Source organism: Streptomyces sp. NPDC107581, assembly GCF_055657175.1.
Map to the genome: position 1 here is coordinate 267044 of NZ_JBVKBH010000008.1, position 12235 is coordinate 279278.

Annotated in this window: 6 protein-coding genes; 3 read left to right on the top strand and 3 right to left on the bottom strand. The window is 72.0% G+C overall.

What is annotated here, in order from left to right; all coding sequences use genetic code 11:
- The first annotated feature begins 32 nt into the window (after positions 1-32).
- A complete protein-coding gene (gene moeZ, locus ACZ7P3_RS22585; protein ID WP_472084345.1) occupies positions 33-1211 on the top strand; it encodes an adenylyltransferase/sulfurtransferase MoeZ in 1179 nt (392 codons plus the stop codon).
- Between the two features lie 218 nt (positions 1212-1429).
- Here the strand turns inward: moeZ and ACZ7P3_RS22590 are convergent, their stop codons facing one another.
- The 3 genes from ACZ7P3_RS22590 to ACZ7P3_RS22600 form a co-directional block, all read right to left on the bottom strand.
- Positions 1430-2986: an alpha/beta hydrolase gene (locus tag ACZ7P3_RS22590; protein WP_472084347.1), complete on the bottom strand. Its 1557-nt coding sequence runs from the start codon at positions 2984-2986 to the stop codon at positions 1430-1432.
- Between the two features lie 134 nt (positions 2987-3120).
- A complete protein-coding gene (locus tag ACZ7P3_RS22595) occupies positions 3121-4662 on the bottom strand; it encodes an alpha/beta hydrolase (RefSeq protein ID WP_472084349.1) in 1542 nt (513 codons plus the stop codon).
- 85 nt (positions 4663-4747) lie between these two features.
- Positions 4748-7624, bottom strand: coding sequence for a lysylphosphatidylglycerol synthase transmembrane domain-containing protein (locus ACZ7P3_RS22600; protein ID WP_472084351.1), 2877 nt, complete (start codon positions 7622-7624; stop codon positions 4748-4750).
- Positions 7625-7809: 185 nt separating this feature from the next.
- Between ACZ7P3_RS22600 and ACZ7P3_RS22605 the strand changes: the two genes are divergently transcribed.
- Both ACZ7P3_RS22605 and ACZ7P3_RS22610 read left to right on the top strand, forming a co-directional pair.
- Positions 7810-8196 carry an MGMT family protein gene (locus tag ACZ7P3_RS22605; protein WP_472084353.1) on the top strand — a complete coding sequence of 129 codons (387 nt, stop codon included), beginning with the start codon at positions 7810-7812 and terminating at the stop codon, positions 8194-8196.
- A 275-nt stretch (positions 8197-8471) separates the two neighbouring features.
- Positions 8472-12083, top strand: a complete 3612-nt coding sequence (locus tag ACZ7P3_RS22610; protein ID WP_472084355.1) for an ATP-dependent helicase — start codon at positions 8472-8474, stop codon at positions 12081-12083.
- Positions 12084-12235: the final 152 nt, after the last annotated feature.

The window sequence follows — 12235 nt, forward strand, 5'->3', positions numbered from 1 at the left end:
ACCGTAGTGATTGACCGACCAACGGAGTCCCCGTGTCGCTGCCACCCCTGGTCGAGCCAGCTCCTGAGCTCACCGTAGACGAGGTCCGCCGGTACTCCCGCCACCTGATCATCCCCGACGTCGGGATGGACGGGCAGAAGCGGCTGAAGAACGCCAAGGTGCTCTGTGTGGGCGCCGGCGGCCTGGGCTCGCCGGCGCTGATGTACCTGGCCGCCGCGGGCGTGGGCACGCTCGGCATCGTGGAGTTCGACGAGGTCGACGAGTCGAACCTGCAGCGCCAGATCATCCACAGCCAGGCCGACATCGGCCGCTCCAAGGCCGAGTCCGCACGCGACAGCGTCAAGGGCATCAACCCGTACGTGAACGTGATCCTTCACGAGGAGCGGCTGGAAGCCGACAACGTGATGGACATCTTCAGCCAGTACGACCTGATCGTCGACGGCACGGACAACTTCGCGACCCGCTACCTGGTCAACGACGCGTGCGTGCTGCTGAACAAGCCGTACGTGTGGGGCTCGATCTACCGCTTCGACGGCCAGGCCTCGGTCTTCTGGTCCGAGCACGGCCCCTGCTACCGCTGCCTCTACCCGGAGCCCCCGCCCCCCGGCATGGTCCCCTCCTGCGCCGAGGGCGGCGTCCTGGGCGTGCTGTGCGCGTCCATCGGCTCCATCCAGGTCAACGAGGCCATCAAGCTCCTCGCGGGCATCGGCGAGCCGCTGGTCGGCCGCCTGATGATCTACGACGCCCTGGAGATGCAGTACCGCCAGGTCAAGGTCCGCAAGGACCCCGACTGCGCGGTCTGTGGCGAGAACCCGACCGTCACCGAACTCATCGACTACGAGGCCTTCTGCGGCGTCGTCTCCGAAGAGGCGCAGGAGGCGGCCGCCGGTTCGACGATCACTCCCAAGCAGCTCAAGGAGTGGATCGACGACGGTGAGAACATCGAGATCATCGACGTCCGCGAGCCGAACGAGTACGAGATCGTCTCCATCCCGGGCGCCAAGCTGATCCCGAAGAACGAGTTCCTCATGGGCACCGCCCTGGAGGGCCTGCCGCAGGACAGGAAGATCGTCTTGCACTGCAAGACGGGTGTCCGCAGTGCGGAAGTCCTCGCCGTCCTGAAGTCCGCGGGCTTCTCGGACGCCGTCCATGTCGGCGGCGGCGTGATCGGCTGGGTCAACCAGATCGAACCGCACAAGCCGGTCTACTAGGCGCCGGTCTCGCTGACCGAGCGGGACACCGGAAGCCCACGGCTCTGACCAGTTCAGAAGCTGTGGGCTTCCGTCGTTGTCGGTCGGCGTCGACCGACCCCGCAGGGGCCGGGCGCGGCCCGTCCGCCCCCCGGGTTCCCCGCTGCTTCCCGCTCGACCTCGCCGGGCCGAGTGGCGGGGGCTTCGGTTGCCGCGGGCGCCCCGGGGCCCCGGCTGCGTCACGAGCAGACCGTGCCGTCCTTCGGTACCGTCCCCTCCAGGAGGTAGGCGTTCACCGCTGAGTCCACGCAGTCGCTGCCGTTGCCGTACGCCCCGTGTCCCTCGCCCTTCCAGGTCAGTTCGACTCCGACGCTCTTGCCCAGTTCGTCGGCCATCCTGCGGGCACCCTCGTACGGTGTCGCCGGGTCCCCGGTGTTGCCGACCAGCAGGATCGGTGCCGCACCCGGCGCGTCGACCTCGGGGGTGGCGAACTGGCCCGGCACCGGCCAGTCGTGGCACCACCCGGCCGTGTCCCACCCCATGAAGTCGCCGAACACCGGCGAGATCCGTTCGAACTCCGGCAGCAGCTTCTTCGTCTGCGCGAGCGTGGGCCGCTGCCTGTCGTCCAGGCACGATATGACCCGTTGGGCGTGGCTCGTCGTGCCGTAGTGCCCGGAGGTGTCACGCTCGTCGTACTCGTCCGCCAGCGCCAGCAGTTGCGAACCGTCGCCGCTCTGTGCCGACTTGAGCGCGCTGGTCAGCCGCGGCCAGCCGGCCTCGCTGTACAGCGGCAGGACGATTCCGGTGACCGCGAGCGTCTGGGTCAGCTTCCGGCCGGACGATGTGGGCAGCGGCTTCGCGTCGATCCGCCGGAGCAGGTCCACGATCTTCTCCGAGCCCTGCTTCGGGTCCTGGCCGGTGGACTTCAGATAGTCGTCCAGGGCGCGCTGGAAGCCGCGGGCCTGGTTCTCGGCGTGGCCCACCGTGTCCGCGGTCGGGTCGACCACCGCGTCGAGGACCAGCCGGCCGACCCGCTCGGGGAACAAGTGGGCGTACACGCCGCCCAGTTCGGTGCCGTAGGAGATGCCGAAGTAGTGCATCGTGCGGTCGCCGAGCACCTGGCGCATCAGGTCCATGTCGCGCGCGGTGTCGGTCGTCGACACGTGGGCCAGCAGCTTGCCGGCCGCCTTACGGCAGCCCTTGCCGAAGTCGGTGGCGTCCTGCAGATACGCCTTCTCCTCGGCCGGGGTGTCCGGGGTGGCGTCCACCGCCTCGGCCGCCCGGATGTCCCGGTCGCCGCGGCAGCGGACGCCTTCGCTGCCGGCGACCCCGCGCGGGTCCCAGCTGACCAGGTCGTAGTGCTCGCGCAGGGTGGAGACGGTGGCCGCGTAGTACGGCATCGTCGCCACGCCCGAGCCGCCGGGACCGCCGAAGTTGAACAGCAGCGAGCCGGTCCGGTGGCTTCCGGTCACCCGGGCCCGGATGAGGGCGAGGCGGATCGTCGTACCGCCCGGCTTCGACCAGTCCAGTGGCACGGTGAGCGTGGCGCACCGCCAGTCGTCGCCCGGTGCGGCCGAGTCGCCGGTGGCCTTGCAGCGGCGCCAGTCGAGCCGCTGCGAGGTGAGCGAGGAGGGGAGGTGCGCCGAGGACGGCTCTTTCGCGGGGGCCGTGCCGGTCGCCTCGGCCGAGCCGGCCCGCTTGCCCTCGTCATGGCCCCCACCGGACGAGCCGCCACTGCACCCGGCCACCAGCAGCACCACGGCCGCAGCGGCCGTCCACCGCAGAAATCGCGACATGCACACCCCCCTGGCAGGCCCTCCGCGTCGTGCCGCGGCGGGCGTTCAAGCCATGGTAGGCGGAGCCACCCCAGCCTGCCGCGGCCTGTGGATAACCCTCTGACCTGCGCTTTTTTTAGATCTTCTCGGGTGTTTCAGGTGCAGACCGTGCCGGCCTTCGGCACCTTCCCGTCCAGCAGGTAGCCGTTCACCGCGCTCTGCACACACTTGTTCTTGCTGTCGTACGCCCCGTGTCCCTGGCCCTGGTAGGTCAGTTCGACGGCGACGCCCTTGCCGAGCGCGTCCACCATCTTCTTCGCGCCCTCGTACGGGGTGGCCGGGTCACCGGTGTTGCCGACGACGAGGATGGGCGCCGACCCCGGTGCGCTGACGTCGGGATGGTCGGCGGCGCCCGGCACGGCCCAGTCGGTGCAGCTGACCATGCCCCAGGCCAGATAGTCCCCGAACAACGGGGAGGCGGCGCGGAACTCGGGCAGTTTCTGCTGGACGTAGTCGGCGCTGTAGCGCGGTTTCTCGTCGGCGCAGTTGATGGCGGTGTTCGCCGCGGTGGTGTTGCTGTACTCGCCGTTCTCGCTGCGTCCGTTCATCGAGTCGGACAGCAGCATGAGGACCCTGCCGTCGCCCTCGTACGCCTGCTGGAGCCCCTCGGTGAGGTACTCCCAGAAGTCCTTCGAGTACAGGGCCTGCGCGATGCCGTTGGTCGCCGCGGTCTGGGTCAGCACGCGCGGGAGGATGCCGGGGATCGGCTTCTTCTCCAGGTCCTTCAGCAGTTTGGCGATGCGGTCCTTCACGTCCTGCGCGGTGTCGCCGATCGGGCAGTCGGTCGTCTTCGACGTGCAGTCCTGGGCGAAGTTGTCGAGCGCGAGCTGGAAGCCCTTGGTCTGCCCCAGTGCGCTCTGCTCCGGGTCCTGCGTGGGGTCGACCACCCCGTCGAGGACCGCCCGCCCGACGTTCTTGGGGAACAGGTGGGCGTAGACACCGCCGAGTTCGGTGCCGTAGGAGATGCCGAAGTAGTGCAGCTTGTCGTCACCGAGGACGTGGCGCATCAGGTCCATGTCGCGGGCCGCGTCGGTGGTGCGCACATGCGGCAGGATCGCCTTGGAGTTCTTCTCGCAGGCGCCGTTGAACTGTTTGGTGCGCTCGAGCAGCTGGGTGCGTTCGGCACTGTCGTCGGGTGTCGCGTCCTGCTGGAAGTACTCGTCGAGCTGGGCGTCGCTCTCGCACTCCACGGGTTTGCTGCGGCCCACCCCGCGCGGATCGAAGCTCACCAGGTCGTAGCGGGTGCGCAGGGCGGCGTAGTCGTCGCCGAACGCGGGCAGGGTGGTGACACCGCTGCCGCCGGGGCCGCCGAAGTTGAACACGAGCGAGCCGATCCGCTTGTCGGCGGGCCCGCTGGCCTTGGCACGGATCAGGGCGATCCCGATGGTGTCGCCCTTGGGATCGCTCCAGTCCAGGGGCGCCTTCATGGTGGCGCACTGCCACTTGGTGCCGTTCGGCAGCGGGGACGGGGAGCCGCCGCCCTCCGCCTGGGACGCCTCCGGGCAGTCCTTCCAGTCCAGCTTCTGCGCCGTGAGGTCCCCGTCCTTGGCGGCGTGGCTGCACCCGGTCAGCAGGGCGGCCAGCAGCACGACGCTGGTGGTCAGGGCAGTGGCACGCGGCAGGGAGGGGTTCGCCATGTTCCCATCGTGAGGGCGCGCACGGCGGCGCGCGCGGGCCACGGGCCGTCCGAGGTACGTCTCCGGAGCGGCCGGGCAGGCCTGCCTACAGGGCGCCCTTGCGGGTGAGCTGGTTGAAGGCGAGCCAGCCCGGCAGTACCGGCAGCCACAGGGTCAGCAGCCGGAACAGCAGGACGGCCGGGGCGGCGACCTCCTTGGGCAGGCCGAAGGCGATCAGACCGAGCGTGAGGCTCGCCTCCACGGCTCCCACACCGCCCGGGGTGGGCGCCGCGGAGCCCAGTGCGTTGCCGGCGAGGAAGACGACGGCGACGCTGGCGATGCTCAGCGAGGGCGAGCCGTCGCCGAACGCCCGCACGGAGGCGTCCAGGCACATCACGAAGCAGGCGGTCAGCAGCAGCATGCCGCCGATGCCGGTGACGAGCTTCTGCGGACGCTGGAGCACATCCAGCATGCGCGGCACGACACCGGCGAACAGCGACCTCACGCGCGTGACGACGAATTTCCGCAGGAACGGCACCGAGGTCACCACGAGGACGAACACCGCCACGGTCAGCAGACCCGCGATGACCGTCCGGGACGGGGACAGCGACGGCGTCTTCTCGGTGCCGGTCAGGTAGCCGAAGGACAGCAGCATCAGGATGTGGCAGCCGAGCCCGAACAGCTGCGACGCCCCGACGCTCGCCACGGCGAGCCCCGGACGCACACCAGTGCGCTGCAGGAAGCGCGTGTTGAGGGCCACGCCGCCGACCGCGGCCGGCGCCACGATCTTCACGAAGGAACCGGCGACCTGGGCCCCCACCGTGCGCAGGAACGGCACCCGCTCCGGCACGAACCCCAGCAGCGCCATCGCGGCGGCCACATAGCTGAGCGCGGAGAACAGCACGGCCGCGGCCACCCAGCCCCACTGGGCCTGCGCGAACAGTGTGCCGAACTGGATGTGGGTGAGCTGGGTCAGCAGGTAGTACGCGCCGATCGCACCCGCGATGAAGCTGATCAGGGTGCGCGGGCGCACCCGCTCCAGGCGGGCCGGCTCCACGGGTGCCTGGGGCCTGATCCGCAGCACCTGGTGCCGGATCTGCGTGAGCAGGTCGTCCTCGCGTGCCTCGTCGAGGGCTTCGTCGATGGCCCGTCTCTCCGCGCGCTGCTCGGCGCGGACCGTCTTCTTGTCGGGCTTTCCGAGGACGGTCCGGGTCGTCTCGGGGGCGTCCTCCAGGCGGGCCTGCTTGGCCTGCCGGGACGCCTCCAGCACCGCCTCGCGCTCCCGCTGGGCCCGTTCCCTGGCCAGCTTGCGCAGCGTCGCGCGCGTGGAGCGCGTCAGCGCGATGGGCTGCAGCATCGGCAGGCAGTCGGCGACCACGTCCGGACCGAGCACCCCGACCGCCGAGGCCACCGCCCGTTCGGCGCCCACGCGCAGACCGAGCGTGGTGACCAACTGGGCCACGTCCATGCGCAGCAGCAGATCGCCGGCCGCGATCTCACCGCCGCGCAGCTCGGTGAGGATCACCTTGCCGGAACGATCCACCAAAATCGCGTCACCCGCCAGCCTGCGGTGCGCGATGCGCCGGGACTGCAGTGCCTGCACCTGGTGCCAGGTGTTGCGCAGCAGCTCGTCGGTGATCTCCTCGTCGGACAGCGAGTCCAGCATGCGCCCGCCGGTGTGCTCGTAGACGAGCATCACCGCGTCCGGACCGAGTTCGGAGGTGGCGATCAGCTTGGGCGCGTTGGCGCCCGCCGCGATCGCCGCGTACGCCAGCAGCGCCTCCTGCTCCAGCGCTTGGCGCAGCGACTGCAGGCTGGAGCGGGTGGCGAAGCCGCGCAGGGTCAGGTTGCGCCACGCGCGGTAGAAGAAGCCCTGGGCCTGCTGCTCCCGGTCGACGACCGTGACGTCCAGCGGCGGGCCGTCCTCCAGGGTGACGAAATAGCGCCGGCCGCGGTCGCCGTTCTCGGTCTCCACGGCCTCCTCGCGGGCCGCGCTGACGGGGTGGAAACCGACGTGCCTCAGGCCCGCCATCAGGGTCTGTCCGGTGGGCCGGACATTGGGCGAGCCGACCGCGTACAGCGTGCCGTAGGCGATGGTCCAGCCGATCAGCACGGTCAGGATGATCGAGAACGGGGTCGTGTAGCCGGTGACCAGCATCGAGAACGCGTCGAGCAGCAGCACGATCCACAGCACCGCGCGCCACCGGGGTCTGCGGGACATGCCGACGGCCGTCATATAGGCGATGACGGGCGCCAGATAGCCGTGCACCGGGTCGGTCAGGGCGTGGATGTCACCGGGTGAGGGCTGGGTGAGCGCCTCCTGGATGGAGCCCGGGGCGCCTCGGGCGACCCACAGGTCGGTGGCGAGCGTCACTCCGTGCGCGAGGACGGCCGCAAGGACGCCGTCGGCGATCCGCAGCCCGTCCCGTTTGATCAGACGTTCGATCGCGAAGGCGACCGGCACCAGCAGGATCGCGATGCTGGAGGCGAGTCCCGCGATCTTGATGAGCAGGTCGGGGGCCTGCCCCGTGCCCTTGTTGATGTCCTGTTCAAGACCCGAAGTGGTGCCGTGCGCGAACGCGGCGATGGCGAGCAGGACGACGATGGCGAGCAGGCCCACCAGCAGCCGCATGAGGTCGGAAGGGCGGTGCACGCGCGCGGGGAGCAGCGGTTCGTCTCCCTCGACCTCGTCCGGGTGGAGACCGTGGTCGCCGAGACCGGGTCCCGTGCCTGCGGACGCGCTCTCGGGGACGTGCGTCCCCTCGACCGGATCGGCCTCGTCCTCACGCGCGCGCGGGGAAGGGGAAGCGGGCTGTGTGCCGTCGTCCCCGCCCGTGGCGCCGGTGTCACCCGGGCCCGTGGCGCCGGTGTCACCCGGGCCCGTGCGGGCGGTGTCACCCGGGCCCGTGCGGGCGGTGTCGGGGCGCGCGGCCGCGCCAGAGGTGCCCTCCGCGCCTTCGGGGTGCACGCCCTGCTGCTTCATGGTCTCTTCTTGATCTCGTATCACCAGTCACCGCCCGCACGATGGTGGCATGCCCCACCGGCACACGAGGCCATCAGGGTGCGGATGCGCGGGCGGACAGTCTGCCCGAAGCGCCGCCCCAGGGCGAGAGGGCCGCCTTCCGCCGGCCGTGCCGGATGTCGGCGGGGTGCGGCAGGATGGGGCGAATGAGCGAGCAGAGCCCTGCCGAGGACACCCGCGAGGGGTACGCGGACGCGTTGCCGGAGTACGCCGAGCGGGTTCTGGAAGCCGTCGAGCGGATTCCGCCCGGGCGGGTCATGACGTACGGCGATGTCGCCGAGTGGCTCGAGGAGGGCGGACCGCGCCAGGTCGGCCGGGTGATGGCCCTCTACGGGGGTGCCGTGCCCTGGTGGCGGGTGGTGCGCGCCGACGGAGCGCTGCTGCCCGGCCATGAGCTGGGCGCACTCGACCACTACCGCGCGGAGGGCACACCGCTGAAGGAGGCGGGCAGAAGCACCGAGGGCCATCTGCCGCGGCTCGACATGCGGCGGGCGCGCTGGGACGGCGCCGCGGGCGCGGAGGGTCACATCTGACAGCTTCCGCCATCGGACGCACTCAAGGGGAACCTGTGGCCCGTACGAGGGACACCGGGGACGTCCGTGGCATGACGTACGTTCGTGAGGTGAGGGACGCGCGTGGCGCGAGGGCTGCGAGAGCCGCGAGGGCCGCGAGGGAAGAAACGGAAGCCCTGCTTCCGGCCGGTGTGGCGGCGTAGCGTCGGCTGCACGCGTCCCCCTCACCCCGCGGCCACCGTCTCGCACGCGTGACCGCCCGCCCACCAGCACAACCACCAGGACCGGCGAACCACGTGAGCTCCTCTTCCTCCATCAGGCACCTGCCGCACCCCCCGGTGCGGCAGGGGAACGGTGGCGCTTACCGACTGGTCCGTACCCCGCCGGCCGCCATCGACCCCCCTCGTCTGGACGCCACGCAGCGCGCCGTGGTTGACCATCGGACCGGGCCGCTGCTCGTCCTCGCAGGTCCAGGCACCGGCAAGACCACCACGCTGGTGGAGTCCGTGGCGGCACGCATCGCGCGTGGCGCGGACCCGGAACGCATCCTGGTGCTGACCTTCAGCCGCAGGGCCGCCGTCGACCTGCGCGACCGCATGGCCCAGCGCATCGGCGCGGCCCGCGCACCCCGGGCGACCACCTTCCACTCCTACTGCTACGCCCTGGTCCGATCCCACCAGGACAGCGGCCTGTACGCGGAGCCGCTGCGCCTGCTGTCCGGACCCGAGCAGGACGTCACCGTCCGCGAGCTGCTCGCCGGGCACCCCGAACTGGAGCGGCTCGGCCTCGACCCCGTGCGCTGGCCGGACGAGCTGCGCGCCTGCCTGACCACGCGCGGCTTCGCCGACGAGGTGCGCGCCGTCCTCGCCCGCAGCCGTGAGCTGGGCCTGTCACCCGCGGCCCTGGACGCCTTCGCCCGCCGCATCGGCCGCCCCGACTGGCGGGCCGCGGCCGCCTTCCTCGCCGAATACCTCGACGTGCTCGACCAGCAGGGCGTCCTCGACTACGCGGAACTGGTCCACCGCGCGGTGCTGCTCGCCCATCGCCCCGAGAACGCGGCCCGCCTCGCCGCCCGGTACGACGCCGTCTACGTCGACGAGTACCAGGACACCGACCCCGCCCAGGTACGACTCCTGCACGCCCTGGCCGGCGGCGGCCGCACCCTGGTCGCCATCGGCGACCCCGACCAGTCGATCTACACGTTCCGGGGCGCCGACGTGAACGGCATCCTGGACTTCCCCGCGGCCTTCCCGCGCGCGGACGGCCGCCCGGCCCCGGTCGAGGTGCTGCGCACCTCCCGCCGCTCCGGCGCCGCCCTGCTGGCCGCGACCCGCCTGATCACCCAGCGCATGCCGCTGACCCGGCTGCCCGCCGAGAAGGTGCGCGCCCACCGCGAACCGACCGCCGTACGCGACGGTGGCCGCGTCGAGGTCTACACGTACCCGACGCCCCGTACGGAACTGGACAACATCGCCGACATCCTGCGCCGCGCACATCTGGAGGACGGTGTCGCCTGGAGCGACATGGCCGTCCTGGTGCGCGCCGGGTCCCGGACCATCCCGACGCTGCGCCGGGCCCTCACCGCGGCCGGCGTCCCGCTGGACATCGACGGCGACGACCTGCCGCTGCGCCACGAGCCGGCGGTGGCACCCCTGCTGACGGCCCTCAGGACCGTGGCCACGGCAGAGGCCGCCCGGCGTGCCCCCGAGGACACGGCCGGCGAAACCGAGGCGCCGTCGACGGACGCCGCCGGGCGGCCCGCCGGCGAGGCGGCCGACGAAACCGAGAAGCCGTCGGACCTCGAAACCGGCAGGGAGGTGCCCGCCGAGGGGCAGGCTGCCGACACGCAGGCTGTCGTTGAGCAGGCCGCCGAGGGGCAGGCTGCCGACACGCAGGCTGTCGTTGAGCAGGCCGTCGAGGGGCAGGCTGCCGACACGCAGGCTGTCGTTGAGCAGGCCGCCGAGGGGCAGCCCGTCGATGAGGATGAGGTGGCCGCTGACGGGCAGCCCGTCGACGGGCAGGTCGCCGGCACGCGGTGGCTCGACGCCGAGACCGCCCTCACCCTGCTCGCCTCCCCCCTCGCAGGCATGGACACCGCCGATCTGCGCCGCCTCGGGCGTGCCCTGCGGGAGGAGGAGCGGACCGCCGGGAACCCCCTGCCGCCGCCCTCCGACGAACTGCTCGCGCGGGCGCTCGCCGAACCCGAGCGCCTGGTGGCGCACGACCCCGCCTACGCGCGCGGAGCGCAGCGCCTCGGCGCGCTGCTCCGCAGGGCCCGTGAGCGCCTCGCCGCCGGCGGTACGGCCGAGGAGGCGCTGTGGGACCTGTGGAACGGCACGCCCTGGCCCGCGCGTCTGGAGCGGACCGCCCGGCGCGGCGGCGCGGCCGGCCGCAACGCCGACCGGGACCTGGACGCCGTATGCGCGCTGTTCGCCACCGCCGCGCGTGCGGAGGAGCGCTCCGGAGGACGCGGCGCCCTCAACTTCCTGGAGGAGATCGAGGCCGAGGACATCGCCGCCGACACCCTCACGCGTCGCGCCGTACGTCCCGACGCCGTCCGCCTGATGACCGCGCACCGCGCCAAGGGCCTGGAATGGCGGCTCGTCGTCGTCGCCGGCGTCCAGGAAGGCCTGTGGCCCGACCTGCGCCGCCGCGGCTCCCTCCTGGAGGCCGACCGCATCGGCCGCGACGGACTCGCCGAACCGCTCACCCCGGGTGCGCTGCTCGCCGAGGAGCGCCGCCTGTTCTACGTGGCCGCCACGCGCGCGCGTGAGCGTCTCGTGGTGACCGCGGTGAAGGCACCGGCCGAGGACGGCGACCGGCCCTCCCGCTTCCTGGCCGAACTGGGCGTCGAACCCCGGGACGTCACCGGCCGCCCCCGCCGCCCGCTGTCCGTGGCCGCGCTCGTCGCCGAGCTGCGCGCCACCACCGTCGACCCGCGCGCCTCGGCCGTCCTGCGGGAGGCGGCCGCCCGCCGCCTGGCCAGGCTCGCCGCGCTCGCCGACGAGGACGGCCGCCCGCTGGTGCCGTCCGCGCACCCCTACCGCTGGTGGGGCATGTTCGAGCCGACCGAGAGCAAGGTGCCGTTGCGCCACCGCGACCAGCCCGTCGTGCTCTCCGGCAGTGCGCTGGACCAGCTCGCCAACACCTGCGCACTGCAGTGGTTCCTGGGCCGCGAGGTGAAGGCCGACGCACCCGCCACCACCGCCCAGGGCTTCGGCAACGTCGTCCACGTCCTCGCCGACGAGGTCGCCTCCGGCCGCACCGCCGCCGACCTCGACGTGCTGATGGAACGCCTGGAGTCGGTCTGGAACGCGCTCGCCTTCGACGCGCCCTGGAAGTCGGCGCAGGAGAAGGACAACGCACGCGTGGCGCTCGAACGCTTCCTGAACTGGCACGTACTGGACCGCACCAGCCGCACCCCGGTGGCCAGCGAGCAGGACTTCGACATCGCCCTCCCAGCGGGCGACTACGAGGTACGCATCCGCGGTCAGATGGACCGCGTCGAGACGGACGGCGAGGGCCGGGCCTACGTCGTGGACTTCAAGACCGGCAAGCAGGCGCCCAGCGGCGCCGAGGTGGCCCGCCATCCGCAGCTCGCCGTGTACCAGCTCGCCGTCCGCGAGGGCGCCGTCGACACCGCCTTCGACGGGGCGCGTCCTGAACCGGGCGGCGCCGAACTGGTGCACCTCAGGCAGGGCGCCGCCAAGCGGGACGGCGGCGAGCACCTGCCCAAGGTGCAGGCACAGGAGCCGCTGGCGGGGGAGTGGGTCGGCGAACTGCTGGCCACCGCCGCCGGCAAAGTTCTCGACGAGCGGTTCACCCCGAGCGCCGGCCAGCACTGCACGCACTGCGCCTTCCGTGCCTCCTGCAGCGCGCGGCCCGAGGGACGGCACGTGGTCGAGTGAGGTGACAGGGACGTTGGGGCTCGAGTGGTGTGCGTGCCTGGGCGGCGTAGGGCCGTCAGTCACGGACAGGTCCGGGTGGTCTGCGGGCCTGGGCGAGGTAGGGCCTGAGTCACGGACAGGTCCGAGTGGTGTGCGTGCCTGGGCGGCGTAAG